General features: G+C 58.9%; 13 protein-coding genes. 8 read left to right on the plus strand and 5 right to left on the minus strand.

Features of this window, described 5'->3' with window-relative positions:
* Positions 1-223: 223 nt before the first annotated feature.
* The 5 genes from FNZ07_RS01285 to FNZ07_RS01305 form a co-directional block, all read right to left on the minus strand.
* The gene (locus FNZ07_RS01285; RefSeq protein ID WP_245811336.1) at positions 224-5,113 is read right to left on the minus strand and encodes a beta strand repeat-containing protein; all 4,890 of its coding nucleotides are present in this window, start codon (positions 5,111-5,113) and stop codon (positions 224-226) included.
* A 993-nt stretch (positions 5,114-6,106) separates the two neighbouring features.
* Entirely contained in the window at positions 6,107-6,907 is an 801-nt protein-coding gene (locus FNZ07_RS01290; RefSeq protein WP_091008822.1) for an OmpA family protein, read from the minus strand.
* Positions 6,908-7,653: 746 nt separating this feature from the next.
* A complete protein-coding gene (gene speB, locus FNZ07_RS01295) occupies positions 7,654-8,616 on the minus strand; it encodes an agmatinase (RefSeq protein WP_091007352.1) in 963 nt (320 codons plus the stop codon).
* A gap of 134 nt (positions 8,617-8,750) precedes the next feature.
* Positions 8,751-10,241, minus strand: coding sequence for an aldehyde dehydrogenase (locus FNZ07_RS01300; protein ID WP_091007355.1), 1,491 nt, complete (start codon positions 10,239-10,241; stop codon positions 8,751-8,753).
* A gap of 45 nt (positions 10,242-10,286) precedes the next feature.
* Complete coding sequence (locus FNZ07_RS01305) at positions 10,287-10,838, minus strand: cupin domain-containing protein (RefSeq protein WP_091007358.1); 552 nt, start codon at positions 10,836-10,838, stop codon at positions 10,287-10,289.
* Positions 10,839-11,241: 403 nt separating this feature from the next.
* Between FNZ07_RS01305 and FNZ07_RS33935 the strand changes: the two genes are divergently transcribed.
* From FNZ07_RS33935 to FNZ07_RS01345, 8 genes are all read left to right on the plus strand, one after another.
* Positions 11,242-11,466, plus strand: coding sequence for a hypothetical protein (locus FNZ07_RS33935; RefSeq protein ID WP_245811386.1), 225 nt, complete (start codon positions 11,242-11,244; stop codon positions 11,464-11,466).
* Between the two features lie 280 nt (positions 11,467-11,746).
* Positions 11,747-12,523 (plus strand): gamma-glutamyl-gamma-aminobutyrate hydrolase family protein, encoded by a 777-nt coding sequence (locus FNZ07_RS01315; protein ID WP_091008825.1) that lies wholly within the window; start codon positions 11,747-11,749, stop codon positions 12,521-12,523.
* A 64-nt stretch (positions 12,524-12,587) separates the two neighbouring features.
* Positions 12,588-13,922, plus strand: a complete 1,335-nt coding sequence (locus FNZ07_RS01320; RefSeq protein ID WP_091007365.1) for a glutamine synthetase family protein — start codon at positions 12,588-12,590, stop codon at positions 13,920-13,922.
* A gap of 37 nt (positions 13,923-13,959) precedes the next feature.
* Positions 13,960-15,393: an aspartate aminotransferase family protein gene (locus tag FNZ07_RS01325; RefSeq protein WP_091007368.1), complete on the plus strand. Its 1,434-nt coding sequence runs from the start codon at positions 13,960-13,962 to the stop codon at positions 15,391-15,393.
* Between the two features lie 82 nt (positions 15,394-15,475).
* Entirely contained in the window at positions 15,476-16,609 is a 1,134-nt protein-coding gene (locus tag FNZ07_RS01330; protein ID WP_091007370.1) for a polyamine ABC transporter substrate-binding protein, read from the plus strand.
* A 235-nt stretch (positions 16,610-16,844) separates the two neighbouring features.
* Positions 16,845-17,999, plus strand: a complete 1,155-nt coding sequence (locus FNZ07_RS01335) for an ABC transporter ATP-binding protein (RefSeq protein WP_091007374.1) — start codon at positions 16,845-16,847, stop codon at positions 17,997-17,999.
* The gene (locus tag FNZ07_RS01340; protein ID WP_091007376.1) at positions 17,996-18,967 is read left to right on the plus strand and encodes an ABC transporter permease subunit; all 972 of its coding nucleotides are present in this window, start codon (positions 17,996-17,998) and stop codon (positions 18,965-18,967) included. The genes FNZ07_RS01335 and FNZ07_RS01340 overlap by 4 nt, the downstream gene beginning before the upstream one ends.
* Positions 18,964-19,875: an ABC transporter permease subunit gene (locus tag FNZ07_RS01345; RefSeq protein WP_091007379.1), complete on the plus strand. Its 912-nt coding sequence runs from the start codon at positions 18,964-18,966 to the stop codon at positions 19,873-19,875. The genes FNZ07_RS01340 and FNZ07_RS01345 overlap by 4 nt, the downstream gene beginning before the upstream one ends.
* The last annotated feature ends 18 nt before the right edge of the window (positions 19,876-19,893 follow it).

Consider the following 19,893-nt stretch of genomic DNA (forward strand, 5'->3'; position numbering starts at 1 on the left):
CGGGTTTTAAAGCCGGCAAACGTCGGCATCTGCCCATCTTCTGCTCGCACTACATGCACGACACGTGGCACGCGATATGCGTTTCTGCAAGCGCGTTGAGTTCGAGAGTCTGCTAACCAAACATGCGTTTCCCATAACGACACCTGAGTTCACCTGCGTAAAAACAGAAAGCGGTCGGTATCAGGATTAACCGATACCGACCGCTTTCATTCACATCAATGTTTTACCACTGATAGCCTCCTCCGACCGTAGCGCCGATCGTGCCACGCTGGGTGACGGTGGCTGCGGCCTTGTACACCCAGCGCCCATTTGCAGAGATAGTCGACAAGCCGAAGGCCATTGCCGATTGCCCCTGATACGTACCTCCGGAGGCGGCCACCATACTGCGACCTGGCGTGTACGCCTGTGGCAACCCCGCTACGGCGATCGCAGCTGCGGCGGCAGACTCTGCATAACGCTTGACCTCCCTCCGGGTGTCCCTGAGTTGCGAGACATTCACGGCATCGGTCCCATTCACACCTCGTGAAACATTCGTCAACCTGCGTTCGGAACCTGGCGTACCGAGCGAAACCGTATTGGGTTCATCAGCGATAGAACCTGCCCCAAGAGCAACAGCGTTTGCGACCGCCTGAGTGTTGGCACCGAGCGCTGTAGCTTTGGGGCCGACGGCTTGCGCATTTGCTCCGAGAGCAACTGAATCGTCGCCGCGCACTGTCGCCTGGAAACCTGACGCGACGGACCTGTCACCAGTAACAGACGACATCAAGCCATTAGCCGATGATCTGTCACCCGTTACCTCCGCTCCGAAGCCGATTGCATGAGAATCGCTGCCGGTAACTCGTGCATTCGCACCGACGATAGTCGAACGATCTCCAGTGATAGCCGAATTAGCGCCGACCACGGTCGAGCTCTCTCCAGTGACAGCCGAGTTGGCGCCGACATTGGTCGAGTTGTCGCCACGTACAGCGCTCTTCGCGCCGAGATTGGTCGAGCTATTACCGATAATCTCACCTCTCACACCGACGTTCGATGAGTCATCTCCTCGCACCATACCGTCCGAACCCTGGTTGGTCGACCGGTAACCAATGACCGTACCGTTGTAGCCCTGGTTGATCGAGAAGTCGCCCGTGACCGTACCGTTGTTACCCTGGTTGGTCGAGTAGCTACCGCTAATCACCGCGTTGGAACCCTGACTGCTCACACCATCACCATCGACGGTGCTTTGATGACCAAGCATCGAGTTATCGCTTCCCTTGACCTTGTTGGCATTGCCGAGAACGGCGTTATTGTCGCCTTCGAAGACGTTGCCACTCCCGTGATTCACGTTACCGGTGCTGCTGGTGAAGTTGTTGTTGTTGCCCTGACTGGAGTTGTTGCCGCTCTCATTGAACGTATTGCCGCTCCCAAGATTTACGACATCCGCACTTTTTGTGAAGGTGTTTCCATTTCCCTGATTGTTGGCATTGCTGCTTTGATCAATCGTGTTTCCGTTACCCACACTCGTCGAGTTGGCGCTATCTTTTAGCGTTCCGTTGTTGCCCAGAACCACAGCGCCGTCGCTATTTTCAAGCGTTGCATCGTTGCCGTGAACATTGGCGCGCGCGCTATCTTTCAGCTTGCTGTTATTCCCCATGACCGCGGCGTCGGCACTGTCTTCAAGCTGGTTGCGGTCACCATGGACGTTGCTGTCTGCGCTTCTGTTCAGGTCATTGTTGTTACCCAGAACATCGGCCCTCTCACTCTCCACAATCCGGTTGCCGTCGCCAACCACCTTGCTGTCAGCACTCTTGTCGGCCTGGTTCTCGTTACCCACGACGCCCGCATTCGCGCTGTCAGTCAGCCTGTTGCCGTCACCGTGGACGTTGCTGTCTGCGCTTCTGTTCAGGTCATTGTTGTTACCCAGAACATCGGCCCTCTCACTCTCCACAATCCGGTTGCCGTCGCCAGATACCTTGCTGTCAGCACTCTTGTCCAGGTTGTTCTGGTTACCCACCACGCCCGCATTCGCACTGTCGGCCAGCGTGTTCCCGTCACCGTGGACGTTGCTGTCCGCACTCTTGCTCAGGTCGTTGCCGTTACCCAGAATATCGGCTCTCTCGCTCTCCACGAGCTTGTTGCCATCACCAATCACCTTGCTGTCAGCACTCTTGTCCAGGTTGTTGTCGTTACCAACGACGCCTGCATTCGCGCTATCAGCCAGCGTATTGCCGTCACCATGGACATTGCTGTCGGCACTCCTGTTCAGGTCGTTGCCGTTACCCAGAACGTCGGCGCGCGCGCTCTCCACGAGCTTGTTGCCATCGCCAACCACCATGCTCTCAGCACTCTTGTCCAGGTTGTTCTGGTTACCCACCACACCCGCATTCGCACTGTCGGCCAGCGTGTTGCCATCACCGTGGACGTTGCTGTCGGCACTCGTGCTCAGGTCGTTTCCGTTACCCAGAACATCGGCGCGCGCGCTCTCCACCAGCGTGTTGCCGTCACCTTGGACGTTGCTGTCAGCACTCTTGCTCAGGTCGTTGCCATTACCCAGTACATCAACCCTCTCGCTCTCCACGAGCTTGTTGCCGTCGCCAACCACGTTGCTGTCCGCACTCTTGTCCAGAGCGTTCTGGTTACCCACGACACCTGCATTTGCGCTGTCAGCCAGCGTGTTCCCGTCACCGTGGACATTGCTGTCGGCACTCTTGCTCAGGTCGTTGCCATTACCCAGTACATCGGCCCTCTCGCTCTCCACGAGTTTGTTGCCGTCGCCAATCACCTTGCTGTCTGCGCTCTTGTCCAGGTCGTTGTCGTTACCGACGACGCCCGCATTCGCGCTGTCAGTCAGCGTGTTCCCGTCACCGTGGACGTTGCTGTCAGCACTCTTGTTCAGGTCGTTGCCATTACCCAGAACATCAGCCCTCTCGCTCTCCACGAGCTTGTTGCCGTCGCCAACCACGTTGCTGTCAGCACTCTTGTCCAGAGCATTCTGGTTACCCATGACGCCCGCATTCGCGCTATCAGACAGCGTGTTTCCACCACCGTGGACGTTGCTGTCGGCGCTCGTGCTCAGGTCGTTGTTGTTACCCAGTACATCGGCCCTCTCGCTCTCCACGAGCTTGTTGCCATCACCAACCACGTTGCTGTCGGCACTCTTGTCCAGAGCGTTCTGGTTACCCACGACACCCGCATTTGCACTGTCAGCCAGCGTGTTGCCGTCACCGTGGACGTTGCTGTCGGCACTCGTACTCAGGTCGTTGTCATTACCCAGAACGTCGGCATTCGGGCTTTCTACAACCTTGTTTTCATCGCCAACGAGGTTGCTGCCACCACTCTTGTCCAGGTTGTTCTGGTTACCCACGACGCCCGTATTCGCGCTGTCAGCCAGCGTGTTGCCATCACCATGAACATTGCTGTCAGCGCTCGTGCTCAGGTCGTTGCCGTTGCCCAGAACATCGGCATTCGGGCTTTCCACAACCTTGTTTTCATCGCCAACGAGGTTGCTGCCACCACTCTTGTCCAGGTTGTTCTGGTTACCCACGACGCCAGCGTTCGCGCTGTCAGCCAGCGTGTTCCCGTCACCGTGGACGTTGCTGTCGGCACTCTTGCTCAGATCGTTGCCATTACCCAGAACATCAGCCCTCTCGCTCTCCACGAGCTTGTTGCCATCGCCAACGAGGTTGCTGCCACCACTCTTGTCCAGGTTGTTCTGGTTACCCACGACGCCAGCGTTCGCGCTGTCAGCCAGCGTGTTCCCGTCACCGTGGACATTGCTGTCGACACTCTTGCTCAGATCGTTGCCATTACCCAGAACATCAGCCCTCTCGCTCTCCACGAGCTTGTTGCCATCGCCAATCACCTTGCTGTCTGCGCTCTTGTCCAGGTTGTTCTGGTTACCCACGACACCCGCACTCGTGCTGTCAGCCAGCGTGTTGCCATCACCGTGGACGTTGCTGTCCCCACTCTTGTTCAGGTCGTTTCCGTTACCCAGAACGTCGGCGCGCGCGCTCTCCACGAGCTTGTTGCCATCGCCAACCACCTTGCTGTCGGCACTCTTGTCCAGGTCGTTCTGGTTACCCAGCACACCGGCATTCGCGCTATCAGCCAGCGTATTCCCGTCACCGTGGACATTGCTGTCAGCACTCTTGTTCAGGTCGTTGCCATTCCCCAGAACGTCGGCATTCGGGCTCTCCACAACCTTGTTTTCGTCACCAACGAGGTTGCTGCCACCACTCTTGTCCAGAGCGTTCTGGTTACCCACGACACCCGCATTCGCGCTATCAGCCAGCGTGTTCCCGTCACCGTGAACGTTGCTGTCAGCACTCTTGTTCAGGTCGTTGCCATTCCCCAGAACGTCGGCATTCGGGCTCTCCACAACCTTGTTTTCGTCGCCAACGAGGTTGCTGCCACCACTCTTGTCCAGGTTGTTCTGGTTACCCACAACGCCCGCATTCGCACTGTCAGCCAGCGTGTTTCCATCACCGTGGACGTTGCTGTCGGCACTTCCGCTCAGGTCGTTGCCATTACCCAGAACGTCGGCATTCGGGCTCTCCACAACCTTGTTTTCGTCACCAACGAGGTTGCCGCCACCACTCTTGTCAAGGTTGTTCTGGTTACCCACGACACCCGCATTCGCGCTATCAGCCAGTGTGTTCCCGTCACCGTGGATGTTGCTGCCCGCACTCTGGCTCAGGTTGTTGCCGTTACCCAGAACGTCAGCATTCGGGCTCTCCACAACCTTGTTTTCGTCACCAACGAGGTTGCCGCCACCACTCTTGTCAAGGTTGTTCTGGTTACCCACGACACCCGCATTCGCGCTATCAACCAGTGTGTTCCCGTCACCGTGGATGTTGCTGCCCGCACTCGTGCTCAGGTCGTTACCGTTACCCAGAACATCGGCGTTCGGGCTCTCCTTGACCTCATTCTCGCCGCCGACGACAGTGCCAATAGGGCTCGCGTCAATCCTGTTCGCGCCGATATTAGTTACTTGTGGGCTATCTTGTATAACTGAACCCGGGCTCAAATTAGTGACTTCAGGACTATTCTCCCTGATTGCCCCATCAAGATTTCTCTGGATATCATTGACCTGATTTTGAGTTCTCGTCAGATCATTTTGAACCTGATTGGCCAAGCTCTGTGCATTATTAGCCGTATCCCGCGCAGTATTGGCCGTATTCCGTGCAGTGTTGGCCGTATCCCGTGCAGTGTTCGCTGTATCCCGTGCACTGTTCGCTGTATCCCGTGCAGTGCTCGCTGTATCCCGTGCACTGTTCGCTGTATCCCGTGCACTGTTCGCTGTATCCCGTGCAGTGCTCGCCGTATTCTGTGCAGTGCTCGCCGTATTCTGTGCAGCGTTCGCCGTATTCTGTGCAGCGTTCGCCGTATTCTGTGCAGCGTTCGCCGTATTCTGTGCAGCGTTCGCCGTATTCTGTGCGGCGTTCGCTGTATTCTGGACATTTACTGCTCCCTGTATATCCCTCTCTACGCAGTCGAGTGCGGCGCCTACCGAGCCCCCAGTCACCAAGTCTCTAGGAGATGGAAATAGTCCGCCGCCAAATGGGCCCGGATCCACAAGTTCAGATCTACAATTCACTGCCATTACAGATGAAGAAAAACCTCCCAACGCGAGTATCGTTGACGCACTTAACAATAACGGAATAATTTTCACCGACATACCGCCGACGTGATCACATTCGATCGACGTTGGGAAGGGACCACTCATCGAGATACGATCCGATATGGATATGCTCCCCGACGAAGGCGCACGATCCAGTTCAGATACCGCAACAAAAGAGCACGAAGCCTTATTCCAGGCAGTTTTATAAATTCTGTTCATATCTACATAAAATCCATAGAATTCACATCTCGAATAAATTTAACAGACGTTAAAATCCAAACAAGATGCGAATATATATTCAAATAAATAAAAATTCGGCGAAATACATCGGTGAATGTTTTTCACAAAACCCGTCTTTATGAGGCGAAACGCGTGCCCGCAGAAAATCCCACCCAAGGCGAAGCAGTTCTTTTATGCTTCCATCGGATACTGTGACAACATTCACTAAATAGTCAGGACGATGATTCGCCCGGGTACGTTAGACGTAGATATTTCCGGTCATCGAGATCACATAACACCAGTAATAGAAACCGAAACCCTTCGATCAGGCGCAAGACAGGCGATCGCGGAGGAGCCATTTCCCGGCCCGCAGTGCGATACAGGTTGACTGGAGCCCACGCCTGCTACGCTGACAAGATGCCGGTTTACCCCTTTCGAGACGAGAAAGTTACGAACCGCGGTCGCCCGAGCAAGTGAAAGTTTGTAATTCGACGACAGAGAACCGATACGGTCGGTATGACCAACAATATGGACCCGAACCAGCTTGTTATATTTCCCTATGTGGGTAACCAGGTTGTCCAGTGCTTCGAGGCCGTCGGGTTGCATGTCGTCAAGATCCGATTTTCCGAACGGAAATAACGCATCGCTACGCATGGTGAGCTGCTCGACATTCTCAACCTCGACCTGCTTTTCTATCTTTGGTGTAATGGGCGTGGATGAGGTATGCAGAAAATCAGCACACGACGGATCGCGCCATTGAACACCGCTGACTTTTTTATCCTCGCCGAACGCCACCTGATACTGACAACTGACCACCTGATCTGCAGATCGAAAATTGAACAAATAATTCCAGGTACGCACCCCGAAGACGCTTTCATTAAAATGAGGTGCACCAATCAGGTTATAAACCTGATCCTTTGACAAACCGGCGCCAACATTCCGGAGATTATCCACATTGACAAATATTCCTTCGGCCATGGTTGCCGATTTCACGTCTGGAAATGAGCCAGCAGGATTATTTCCCGCACAACCCGCCAACATCGCCATGAGCCCACTTGCAAACAACGTATAAATCAGGTTATTTTTCATAAAGTCCTTATTCATTTAATAACAAAAAATTCAATCAACGCATCAGTCCATATTCGATTCATGTGTAATACCGCGAGGTTACTCATCGCACGGCGCCGCCCATCCGGCCGATATAGCGACCAGGGGAGGATTTTTAAGCTGAGATCGAAAACTTCGATGGTGGTGAGGAAGCGCTTTGTTGATCCCAACCCAACCAGTGGCACATGCTAGCCACCCGGTTAGCAGGCATCTATAGGACTGCTCTGATAACGGGGAGCATCAATAAAATTGGCCAAGCGAAGAGGGCACGTCAGAAAGCGGAAAATAAGCCGCGTGAGAACACTGGAAAGGTGCTTGATTGCATCACGCAAAAAACTGGTGCCGTGACGACGCAACCGACATTGCCTCGATCCGGTGAATGACATCCGCTCAATGCACTCATATGCGCCGACGTGGCAAACGTCGTGCTGCCCGGTGGCATGCACGACGCGTCTCTGAGGCCGGGATGTTATGCGCTTGCGCACAGCGGTACGGCAGCACTCAGTCTCAATGTGCGGCGGGTATCGATTGCATTTACCGCCGGTTCAATTGTGGGGTCGCTGCTTGCCGGCATCGCGATGAAAGCGCCAGGTAGCGATATACCGAGGTGACCGTTCGCTATGCTAAGCGGCGCGCTGACTGCTTATGCGCTCGGACTACATGAAGACCGGAGTCAGCCCGGAAGTTCGTCTTCGTCGGGCTGAGCCGGTTCTAAAACAGGGGAAACGTTAGCGCGCCCCAACTTTCTGCTGCCGCCACAAGCACAACACATCGCAAGCAATATGCGCAGCCGCGAGCGCGGTGATCTCGCTCTGATCGTACGCGGGTGCGACCTCCACAACATCGGCACCGACCAGATTCAGCGCCCCAAGTCCACGCACGATCGCCAGCCCCTGCGCCGACGACAACCCGCCCGCCACCGGCGTACCGGTACCCGGCGCGAAAGCCGGATCGAGGCAATCGATATCGAAAGTCAGATACGCCGGCCGCATACCGACGATCGACACAATACGCTCCACCGCGGCACGCACACCATGCTCGTGCACCCAGGCAGCATCAAGAATATTGATGCCCAGAAAATCGTCGTTCCATGTACGGATACCGATCTGTACCGACGTAGCCGGATCGATCAATCCATCCTTCACCGCCTTGTAGAACATCGACCCATGATTGAGGCTATCGGGACTGTCGTCGGCCCACGTATCGCAGTGCGCGTCGAAGTGAATCAGCGATAGCGGCTTGCCGTACTTCTCCGCATGCGCGATCAGCAGCGGATACGTGATGTAGTGATCGCCGCCGAACGTCAGCATCTTCGCGTTCGAACGCAGGATCGTGCGTGCGTGTTCGACGATGGCGGGTTTGATCGTCAGCGGGTTGTGCGCGTCGAACCAGCAATCGCCGTAGTCGGTCACGGCGAGGTCGTCGAACGGATTGAAACCCCATGGGTACGGATGCAGCTCCGAGAGTTGCACGCTCGCCGCCCGCACCGCCGCGGGCCCAAGGCGCGCACCCGAGCGAAAGGTAGTGGCGAGGTCGAGCGGTACGCCGGACACGACGGCATCGACGCCGTCGAGGTCGCGCGTATAGCGTCGTCGCATGAACGACAGCACGCCCGCATAAGTGTTTTCGATCGAGGAGCCGTAAAGGGACGGACGGCGTATTGCGCCGTCGCCATAGAGCAGTTCGGTCATGGAGTGAACCTGCAGGAACAGGCCGGCGGTATGCGTTGCTTCTTAGTGAGCATACCGGCCGGCGACGGATTCATTGGGAACGCGGCGGTGCACGCATCACATGGCGCATACCGCCGCGCTGGCGCGCGAATCCTTTAGCGCAACCGCACGAGCGTGGACTTCAGCTCGGTGTACTTCTCCAGTGCGTGCAACGACTTGTCGCGGCCGTTACCCGATTGCTTGTAGCCGCCGAACGGGAAGTTCATATCGCCCCCTTCGTCGTAGCAGTTGACCCACACGGTGCCGGCCCGCAGGCTGCGTGCAACTTCGTGCGCGGTGGTCAGGTTTCCCGTCCATACGGCGGCGGCGAGACCGTAGTCGCTATCGTTCGCGATGCGTACCGCCTCTTCAACGGTATCGAACGTGATCACCGACAGCACCGGTCCGAAAATTTCCTCACGCGCGATCTTCGCATCGGGCTTCACATCGAACACGGTCGGCTCGATGTAAAAGCCACCGCTCTCCTGCTTCACACGCGAGCCGCCCAGCAGCAATTTCGCTTCGGCCCGACCAGCCTCGATATAACCAAGCACTCGATCGAGCTGCACCTGATCGACGATCGCCCCCATCGACGTCTGCGGATCGAGCGGGTTGCCCGGCGTATACCCACGCGCGGCCACAGCGAGCCGTTCAAGAAACGCATCCTTGATGTCGCGATGCACGAGCAGCCGCGAACCCGCCGTACACATCTCGCCCATGTTGTAGAAAATCGCGCCCGCTGCCGCGTTAGCCGCGCGATCGAGATCCGGACAATCGGGCAGCACGATGTTCGGCGACTTGCCGCCCAGTTCGAGCCAGACGCGCTTCAGATTCGATTGCCCTGCGTACTGCATGATCAGCTTGCCGACATTCGTCGATCCGGTGAACGCGAGGCAATCGACATCCGCATGCAGCGCGAGCAGCTTGCCCGGCTCGCCGCCGCCCGGCACGACGTTAAAGACGCCGGCCGGAATGCCTGCGTCGAGCGCGAGCTGGGCGACGCGGATCGCGGTGAGCGGCGACTTCTCCGACGGCTTGAGCACGACACTGTTGCCGGCCGCAAGCGCCGGGCCGAATTTCCACGCGGCCATCAGCAGCGGAAAATTCCATGGCACAACTGCTGCAACGACACCGATCGGCTCACGTGTGACGAGACCGACCAGATGATGATCGGACGGCACCACCTCGCCGCCCACCTTATCGATCGCTTCGGCGTACCACTCGACGCAATAGGCCGCACCCGGCACGTCGACACTCGTCGTGTCGGCGATCGGCTTACCGGCATCGAGTGTTTCGAGCAACGATAGTTCGTCGCGATGCTCGCGCATCAGCTTGGCCCAGCGCAGCAGCACCGACTTGCGCTTGCGCGGATTGAGGCCTGACCACACGCGCGCATCGAATGCGCGACGCGCAGCGGCGACTGCGGCATCGACATCCGCGGCACCGCTATCGGCCACCTTCGCAAGCAACTTGCCGTCGATCGGGCTCACGCAGTCGAACGTGCGCCCGCTCTGTGCATCGCGATACGCACCATCGATAAACGCGCGGCCTTCGATCGAAAGCGTAGCGGCCTTGTCCTGCCAGTAAGCCAGTGAGTTCTTGTCCATCGGGATGCCTCAATGTTGTGAGTACAACGAACGCGTTGGCGCGGCCTAGAAGGTCGGTGGCGAATTCGCCGACACGACCTCGCAGACCTGCTCCGCGCTGGGATTGCGAAAGCGGTGCGGAAAACGGCTCTCGAAGTAATAGCTGTCGCCGGGGTCGAGCAGCCACGTCGTTTCGTTGACGGTCAGCTCGAGCTGGCCGCTCACCACGACGCCGCCTTCGTGCCCCGCGTGTTGCAGCATCTCCGGGCCGGTATCGGAAAGCGGCTGATACACCTCGCGCATGATGCACATGTTGCGGTCCTTCATACCGGAGCCCGCGAGATAGAACTCGATCGACTCATTGCCGAGATTCGGCATGTCCACGCGGCGCGACACGACACCGCGACTAGCCTCCACTTCGAACGTAAAGAATTCGGCGAGGCTCATCGGAATCGACTCGAGCAGTTTCTTCAGCGAGCCCACCGACGGGCTCACACGATTCTGCTCGATCAGCGAGATCGTTCCGTTCGTCACGCCCGCGCGTTTGGCCAGCTCGCGCTGCGACAGACCATGCTTCTTGCGGATGTACTGCAGACGGGTCGCTACTTCGATGGACATCGATACGCTCGTAGAACAAGGGGGCCGTGCGCGAAATGCGGCACGCGAGTGTTGAATATTCTAATCACTTTATTGCACGCGCTGCCTGGGAAAACCCCGAAAGCCAAGCGAAATAATCGCTCGCGCAAGCGCCGTTCCCATCCTGCATAGTCAGGTAGAATGCCTCGGGTAAGCCCTGATGATGGTTTCGCAAAAAGCATTTGACGGCATTTTTGACTCGTATATCCTGAACTACAGGTCGTCGTCATACGGTCATCAGCGCCTCCCTGCAAAGCTTTTGCGGTGCAGCGAAACTGCCGGGCCAGTACATGTACGGCAAGACCGGCGTCACGTTTCTTTAAACGCCCTGTGCGTTGTATCGAGCGAGACGTTCAACACTGTCAACGCCAAGTCGAGTGTAATCGTGAGAGTCCGAGGCCCTTTGGTAAGGTGGGATCGTAGTCAGCCGGCGAGATGTCTTCGCGCTGACCGCACCATCGCCGACGGCAGCAACGGCAGGCTTGCGTTTCGCCGGTTTCTGTCCGTCTTCACGATCCTTTCCCGTCGCTCCGTTCGCCGTCACAACGCTATTTCTGCGCGCGCGTTTATCGCTGTGCGCACCGACGAAGTCGCGTCGCTGCTGCCGTAGCGCCTTTCTTTTTTAGCCGTTCGCCTCGTTCGTCTGCGTCAGCGCGCTGTGCGTTTTTTACGCCTGTGTTAGCACGCGGTTACGTGCCGCCTGTGCAGTCTGTGCGACGCACTCGAACGAAGCGAACGGCTCATCTGTTTATCACGCGCGGCGCGGTCCGCTGACGACCTCCGCCCGCCTCTTCCGGTGGCCTTGCGTATTGCGCACGGCAGCGGAATCGTGCCGCGCATACGGTGCAGCGCAAGCCGCACCGCGTTCAATCCAGATACTGCAACGCGCCATGCAAACCAGACCAGTCGTCGGTATCAGCGCCGACAGAAACATGATGGGTGTGCACCCGTCGCACATGACCGGCGAAAAGTACATCGCTGCGATCGTCGACGGTTCGCAGGCCCTTGCGCTGCTGCTGCCCGCGCTCGGCGACCGGCAGGCCAGCGCCGACATCCTGCAGGCGGTCGACGGGCTGCTGTTTACCGGCAGCTATTCGAACGTCGAGCCGCAGCGTTACGGCGGTCACGCAAGCGCACCCGGCACGTTGCACGATCCCGCCCGCGACGCAACAACGCTGCCGCTGATGCGCGCAGCGATCGCGGCGGGCGTGCCGGTACTGGCGATCTGCAGGGGGGTTCAGGAAATGAACGTGGTGTTCGGCGGCACGCTGCATCAAATCGTCCACACGGTGGAAGGTCTCCACGACCACCGTGAAAACAAGGAGGACACGCTGGACACGCAGTACGGACCGTCCCATTCGCTGCAGTTGACGCCTGGCGGCGTGCTGCAGCAGCTCGCAGCGGGTGCCGCGCAGGTGCGCGTCAATTCGCTGCATGGCCAGGGTATCGAGCGGCTCGGCGCCGGTCTCGTGACCGAAGCCGTGGCGCCGGACGGTCTGATTGAAGCGGTGAGCGTCGAGGGCGCGCGCGCCTTTGCGCTCGGTGTGCAGTGGCATCCGGAATGGAAGTTTGCTGCCGACCCGCTTTCCACAGCGATATTCCGCGCGTTCGGCGATGCTTGCCGGGCTCGAATACGGAACAGGGCCGGAGCCCTGAGCGCAGGCTGAGTGCAGCATCCGCTGCTGCCAGCCTTGCGGTCAACCGGCCCGAGAAAACCTAGAGAGATAAATCATGCATGAGATCGACGAATTCCTGAAGAAGCATCGCATCACCGAGATCGAAGCGATCATCCCCGACATGGCGGGTATCGCGCGCGGCAAGATCATTCCGCGCAGCAAGTTCGAATCCGGAGAATCGATGCGCCTGCCCCAGGCCGTGATGATCCAGACCGTTACCGGCGACTATCCGGAAGACGGCACGCTCACCGGCGTCACCGATCCCGACATGGTGTGCGTCCCCGATCCATCCACTATCCGCATCATCCCGTGGGCCGTCGATCCTACCGCACAGGTCATTCACGATTGTGTTCACTTCGACGGTACGCCGGTCGAAATCTCGCCGCGCCGCGTGCTGCGCCGCGTGCTCGAGTTGTACAAGGCGAAGGGCTGGAAGCCGGTCGTCGCACCGGAGCTCGAGTTTTATCTCGTCGACATGAACAAGGACCCGGACCTGCCGCTACAACCGCCGATCGGCCGTACCGGTCGTCCGGAAACCGGACGCCAGGCGTATTCGATCGAAGCGGTCAACGAGTTCGATCCGCTCTTCGAAGACATCTACGAGTACTGCGACGTTCAGGAACTGGAAGTCGACACGCTGATCCACGAAGTGGGCGCCGCGCAGATGGAAATCAACTTCATGCACGGCGATCCGCTCAATCTCGCCGACCGCGTGTTCCTGTTCAAGCGCACGGTGCGCGAGGCGGCGCTGCGGCATCACATGTACGCGACGTTCATGGCAAAGCCGATGGAAAACGAACCCGGCTCGGCCATGCACATCCACCAGAGCCTCGTCGACGAGGAAACCGGTCAGAGCGTCTTCACCGGCCCGGACGGCAAACCGACCGAGCTGTTCCACAGCTACATCGCCGGGCTGCAGAAATACACCCCCGCGTTGATGCCGATCTTCGCGCCGTACATCAACTCGTATCGCCGGCTGTCGCGCTTTATGGCCGCGCCGATCAACGTGCAGTGGGGTTACGACAACCGCACGGTCGGCTTCCGCATTCCGCATTCGGGACCGGCCGCGCGCCGTGTCGAGAACCGCATTCCTGGCGTGGACTGCAATCCGTACCTCGCGATCGCCGCCACGCTGGCGGCCGGTTATCTCGGCATGACCCAGAAGCTCAAGCCCACCGAACCGCTCACCACCGACGGCTACGAACAGCCTTACCAGTTGCCGCGCAATCTCGAAGAGGGACTGACCTTGATGGGCGCCTGCGAACCAATGGCCGGCATTCTCGGCGAACCGTTCGTCAAGGCGTACCTCGCCTTGAAGGAAACCGAATACGGTGCGTTCTTCCGCGTGATCAGTTCGTGGGAACGCCGGCATCTGCTGCTGCACGTCTGACCGACCGACGTATAGCGCTCAAAGAAATGGAGGCAACATGAGTTACAGAATCGAAGATTCCGCGTATATCCTGCCCGCGCAACCCGCGGGCGGCCAGACACTGCCCTCGCGCAGCACCGCCGAATACCGCGCGCTCGATGCCGCGCATCACATTCACCCGTTCTCCGACATGGGTGCGCTGAACCGCGCGGGCAGCCGCGTGATCGTCAAGGCGAAGGGTGTGTACCTGTGGGATTCGGACGGCAACAAGATCATCGACGGCATGGCCGGCCTGTGGTGCGTGAACGTCGGCTACGGCCGCAAGGAACTCGCCGAAGCCGCGTATGGGCAGATGATGGAACTGCCGTTCTACAACACGTTCTTCAAGACCACGCATCCGCCGGTGATCGAGCTGTCGGCGCTGCTCGCCGAACTCACGCCCGAGCCGTTCAATCACTTCTTCTATTGCAACAGCGGTTCGGAAGGCAACGACACGGTACTGCGCATCGTCCATCAATACTGGGTCACGCAAGGCAAGCAGTCGAAAAAGTACGTGATCTCGCGGCGCAACGGCTATCACGGCTCGACGATCGCGGGCGGCACGCTCGGTGGCATGGGTTACATGCATGAGCAGATGCCGTCGAAGGTCGAGCACATCGTCCATATCGACCAGCCGTATTTCTTCGGCGAGGCCGAAGGCAATCTCACGCCGGAAGAGTTCGGCCTTGCGCGGGCGCAGCAGCTCGAAGCGAAGATTCTCGAACTCGGCGCGGAGAACGTCGCCGCGTTTATCGGTGAGCCTTTCCAGGGGGCGGGCGGCGTGATCTTCCCGCCGTCTACCTACTGGCCGGAAATCCAGCGCATCTGCCGCAAGTACGACATCCTGCTCGTCGCCGATGAAGTGATCGGCGGGTTCGGGCGCACCGGCGAATGGTTCTCGCATCAGCACTTCGGCTTCGAGCCCGACCTGATCACGCTCGCGAAAGGGCTGACCAGCGGCTACGTGCCGATGGGCGCCGTCGGCCTGCACGACCGCATCGCGAAGGCGATCATCGAGCACGGCGAGTTCAATCACGGCCTCACCTACTCCGGGCACCCGGTCGCGGCCGCGGTCGCGGTCGCCAACCTGAAGCTGCTGCGCGACGAGAAGATCGTCGAGCGCGTGAAGACCGACACCGGTCCTTACTTCCAGAAGCTGCTGCGCGAAACCTTCGCGCAACATCCGATCGTCGGCGACATTTCCGGTGTCGGACTCGTCGCAGGTCTGCAACTCGCGCAGGAGCCGAAGACGAGAAAGCGTTTTGCCAACGGCGGCGAGGTCGGCACGATCTGCCGCGACTTCTGCTTCAACGGCAACCTCATCATGCGCGCGACCGGCGACCGGATGCTGCTGTCGCCGCCGCTCGTCATCACGAAGCAGGAAATCGACGAGATCGTGTCGACGGCGAAGAAGGCTCTCGACTCAACCGCACAGCAAGTAGGTGTTTCGTAACGGCAGTCCGTCCCGGCATGCGCGCGCCACACCCCACACGCGACACGCGCTCTGCCGGGTCCTTACCTTCAAAGGAAAAACCATGAGCGCTAGTCAATCTGGACGTCCTCCTCGTCTTGCGGTCGCGGGGGCCGCGCTGGCTGTTATTGCCGGGCTTTGCACCGTGCTGCCGCCACCGGCCCGCGCCGCCGATACCGAACTGAACGTCTACAACTGGTCCGACTACATCGCGAAGGACACGATTCCGAACTTCGAAAAAGAGACCGGCATCCATGTGAAGTACGACAACTACGACAGCGACGACACGCTGCAAGCAAAGCTACTGGCAGGCAGTTCCGGCTATGACATCGTGGTGCCGACGTCGAACTACATGGCCAAGCAGATTCAGGCGGGCGTCTATCAGAAGCTCGACAAGGCGCAGATGCCGAACCTGAAGAATCTCGATCCCGTCCTGATGAAGATGATCGCCGATGCCGATCCCGGCAATCAGTACGGCGTGCCGTGGGCTTACGGCACCGATGGCGTCGGCTATAACGTACAGGCCGTGCAGAAAGCGCTCGGCGCGAATGCACCGGTGGACAGCTGGGCGCTGGTCCTCGATCCGGCCAACCTGTCCAAACTAAAGGGCTGCGGCGTATCGTTCCTCGACCAGGCGGTCGACGTGTTTGCTGCAACGCTCCAGTACATGCATAAAGACCCGAACAGCACGAACCCCGCCGACTATCAGGCCGCGTTCGAAGTGCTGAAGAAGGTCCGCCCCTACATCACGCAATTCAACTCATCGGGCTACATCAACGACCTCGCCAACAACGACATCTGCGTTGCACTCGGCTGGTCCGGCGACGTCGGTATCGCGCGCCGCCGCACCCAGGAAGCGAAGCGCTCGTATGAGATCAAGTTCTCGAACGCGAAGGAAGGCGGCCTGCTGTGGTTCGACGTGATGGTCGTGCCGAAGGATGCGCCGCACGCGGAAGCCGCGATGAAGTGGATCAACTACATCGAGGACCCGAAGGTCAACGCCGCGATCACCAACGAAGTGTTCTATCCGACTGCCAACAAGTCCGCGCGCCAGTTTGTGACGCCGGGCGTGTCGGGGGACACCACCGTCTATCCGGGCGACGAAGTGCTGAGCAAGATGACCTTGATGCGGCCGATGCCGACGGACATCCTGCGGCTGCAGAACCGCCTGTGGGCGCAATTGAAGACAGGCCACTGAGAGAGCGGTGGCCAACGGTTTTTCCACGAACGTGCTTGAACGCTGACGATAACCGCGACACAGGGGTCGCTCGATCCCTGTGTCGTTCGAAACAGGCAACAGGCAGTTAGCCTGCGCGACCAACGCGCAGTCCCATGTTTTCCAGGTCGTAGGCATCTTTATGGCACCTTGCGAGCCGCTGTTGCGTCTTGCGCAGGGGGAGTCGCGCCCGCGATCCGCAACGAATGGTTACACCATGATATCGACGCCTCCTATTCAAGCCGCTCAGGCGGCCGGTCAAACGGTTGCGACAAAAACGAAATCGGATGAATTCGTCCGGATCGAAAACGTCGTGAAGAAGTTCGGCGACAGTATTGCTGTCGACAATGTCAATTTGAGTATCGCGAAGAATGAACTGTTTGCGTTGCTCGGTAGCTCAGGGTGCGGGAAATCTACCCTGCTGCGAATGCTCGCGGGACTGGAAACAGCCACCTCGGGGCGCATCTTCGTCGACGGCGAAGATCTCGCTGCGCTGCCGCCGTATCGCCGTCCGGTGAACATGATGTTCCAGTCGTATGCGCTCTTTCCGCATATGAGCGTCGAGGCGAACGTCGCGTTCGGCCTCAAGCAGGAAGGCACACCGAAGAACGAGATTAAAGAGCGCGTCGCAGACGTTCTGAACCTCGTACAGATGAGCAAGTACACGCAGCGCAAACCGCATCAGTTGTCGGGCGGCCAGCAGCAGCGTGTGGCGCTGGCGCGCTCGCTGGTGAAGCGGCCCAAGCTGCTGCTGCTCGACGAGCCGATGTCCGCGCTCGACAAAAAGATCCGTCAGAAGACCCAGCTCGAACTCGTCAACATCATCGAGAAAGTCGACGTGACCTGCGTGATGGTGACGCACGATCAGGAAGAAGCGATGACCATGGCCGGCCGCCTCGCCGTGATGAGCGAAGGCCGCATCGTGCAGATCGGCTCGCCGACGCAGGTCTACGAATTTCCGAACAGCCGTTTTTCGGCGGAATTCATCGGCACGACAAATATGTTCGAGGGTCACGTCGTCGAGGACGAGCCGGATCACATCTTCGTCGAGAGCGAAGACCTCGAAACGCGCATGTACGTGAGCCACGGGATTACCGGGCCGCTCGGCATGCCGGTCGGCATTTCGGTGCGGCCGGAACGTATCAAGGTCTCGCGCGAGCGGCCGTCCTCGCCGCATAACTGGGCACGCGGCGTGGTGTCCGACGTTGCCTACATGGGCAGCTACTCGCTGTATCACGTGCGTCTGCCGAGCGGCAAGATCGTCGTATCGAACCTGTCTAGCTCGCATCTGATGAACGAAGGCGCGCCGGACTACAACGACGATGTGTTCGTCTACTGGTCGCCTAATAGCGGCGTGGTGCTCACACAATGAAAACCACCACTCCCTCCTCCACTACCGTGCTCGCCCCTGGCGCGCACGCTTCGTCCACGTCGATCGGTGCGTGGTTTCGCCGCCTGTTGCCGTCGGGTCGCACCACCGTAATCGGCGTGCCGTTCATCTGGCTCACGCTGTTTTTCGCGCTGCCGTTCGTGCTGGTGCTGAAGATCAGCTTTGCCGACCTGCGCCTCGGCATTCCACCGTACACCGAACTGCTGACGGTAAAAGACGGCGTCGTGCATTTCGCGCTGCAGCTAGGACACTATCTGTTCCTGCTGCAGGACGACCTGTATGTGGCGACCTACATCAGCTCGCTAAAAATGGCCGGTGTGTCGACGATCTGTTGCCTGCTGATCGGCTATCCGATCGCCTACTACATCGCGCGCGCCGAGCCCGCCACGCGCAACATATTGATGATGGGCGTGATGCTGCCGTTCTGGACGTCGTTCCTGATCCGTGTGTATGCGTGGATCGGCATCCTGAAGGACGACGGCCTGCTCAATCACACGCTGATGGCGCTCGGCGTCATTCACTCGCCGTTTCGCCTCTATCACACCGACATCGGTGTCTATATCGGCATGGTCTATTCGTACCTGCCGTTCATGGTGATGCCGCTCTACGCACACCTCGTGAAGATGGACCTGACGCTGCTCGAAGCCGCCTACGATCTCGGCGCCAAACCGTGGACCGCATTCACGCGTATCACGCTGCCGCTGTCGAAGAACGGCATCATCGCGGGCAGCCTGCTGGTGTTCATTCCGGCGGTCGGCGAGTACGTGATTCCGGAACTGCTTGGCGGTGCCGACACATTGATGATCGGCCGGGTGATGTGGGATGAGTTCTTCAACAACATGGACTGGCCGATGGCATCCGCCGTCACGGTCGCGATGGTCTTGCTGCTACTCGTGCCGATGGCCGTATTCCAGTACTACCAGGTCAAGGAACTGGAGGGCGCGAAATGATCCGGCCGAACAAATCCCTGTCTGCCGGCGTGCTGACGCTCGGTTTCCTGTTTCTCTACATTCCGATCATCAGCCTCGTCGTGTTCTCGTTCAACGAGTCGAAGCTCGTCACGGTGTGGTCCGGTTTCTCGTTCAAGTGGTACAGCGCGCTGTTGCAGGACGACGAGTTGCTGACCGCGGCGTGGCTGTCGCTGAAGATCGGTTTGCTGACCGCGTGTGCGTCAGTAGTGATCGGTACGTGGGCCGGCTTTGTGCTTGCGCGCTTCGGGCGGTTTCGCGGCTTCACGCTGTTCGCCGGAATGATCAACGCGCCGCTCGTGATTCCCGAGGTGATCCAGGGCATCTCGCTGCTACTGCTCTTCGTTGCGCTCGAACAGATGCTCGGCTGGCCGAAGGGCCGCGGCATCTTCACGATCTGGATCGGCCACGTGATGCTGTGCGTGTCGTACGTCGCGATCATCGTGCAGTCGCGCGTGAAGGAGCTGAACAAATCGCTTGAAGAAGCCGCGCTCGATCTCGGCGCAACGCCGCTCAAGGTGTTCTTCCTGATCACGCTGCCGCTGATCTCGCAAGCGCTGATGGCCGGCTGGTTGCTGTCGTTCACGCTCTCCATCGACGATCTCGTGCTGTCCGCGTTCCTCTCCGGTCCCGGTTCGACGACGCTACCGCTCGTGGTGTTCTCGCGTGTGCGTCTCGGCCTGAATCCGGAAATGAATGCACTCGCAACGATCTTCATCACGATCGTCACGATCGGTGTGATCGCTGCCAACCAGTGGATCCTCGCACGCGATCGCAAACGCACCCGCGACACGCAGATGGCATTCGCCGCTGCAATGGCCAGCGACGCCGACGCTCACGTTCCTCAACCCGCCGCCGTCAGGAAACCGCTCGACGCGGCCCGCGCATAAGCAGCAGTGCCTTGCAAT

This window comes from Paraburkholderia megapolitana, assembly GCF_007556815.1.
GTDB classification, from domain to species: domain Bacteria; phylum Pseudomonadota; class Gammaproteobacteria; order Burkholderiales; family Burkholderiaceae; genus Paraburkholderia; species Paraburkholderia megapolitana.

What these genes read in the sequence shown, in the direction of transcription:
- FNZ07_RS01335 (WP_091007374.1), top strand. Translation starts at nt 16,845, where the DNA reads ATGATATCGACGCCTCCTATTCAAGCCGCTCAGGCGGCCGGTCAAACG.
- FNZ07_RS01345 (WP_091007379.1), top strand. Translation starts at nt 18,964, where the DNA reads ATGATCCGGCCGAACAAATCCCTGTCTGCCGGCGTGCTGACGCTCGGT.
- FNZ07_RS01320 (WP_091007365.1), top strand. Translation starts at nt 12,588, where the DNA reads ATGCATGAGATCGACGAATTCCTGAAGAAGCATCGCATCACCGAGATC.
- FNZ07_RS01300 (WP_091007355.1), bottom strand. Translation starts at nt 10,241, where the DNA reads ATGGACAAGAACTCACTGGCTTACTGGCAGGACAAGGCCGCTACGCTT.
- speB (WP_091007352.1), bottom strand. Translation starts at nt 8,616, where the DNA reads ATGACCGAACTGCTCTATGGCGACGGCGCAATACGCCGTCCGTCCCTT.
- FNZ07_RS01325 (WP_091007368.1), top strand. Translation starts at nt 13,960, where the DNA reads ATGAGTTACAGAATCGAAGATTCCGCGTATATCCTGCCCGCGCAACCC.
- FNZ07_RS01330 (WP_091007370.1), top strand. Translation starts at nt 15,476, where the DNA reads ATGAGCGCTAGTCAATCTGGACGTCCTCCTCGTCTTGCGGTCGCGGGG.
- FNZ07_RS01315 (WP_091008825.1), top strand. Translation starts at nt 11,747, where the DNA reads ATGCAAACCAGACCAGTCGTCGGTATCAGCGCCGACAGAAACATGATG.
- FNZ07_RS01340 (WP_091007376.1), top strand. Translation starts at nt 17,996, where the DNA reads ATGAAAACCACCACTCCCTCCTCCACTACCGTGCTCGCCCCTGGCGCG.
- FNZ07_RS01290 (WP_091008822.1), bottom strand. Translation starts at nt 6,907, where the DNA reads ATGAAAAATAACCTGATTTATACGTTGTTTGCAAGTGGGCTCATGGCG.
- FNZ07_RS01305 (WP_091007358.1), bottom strand. Translation starts at nt 10,838, where the DNA reads ATGTCCATCGAAGTAGCGACCCGTCTGCAGTACATCCGCAAGAAGCAT.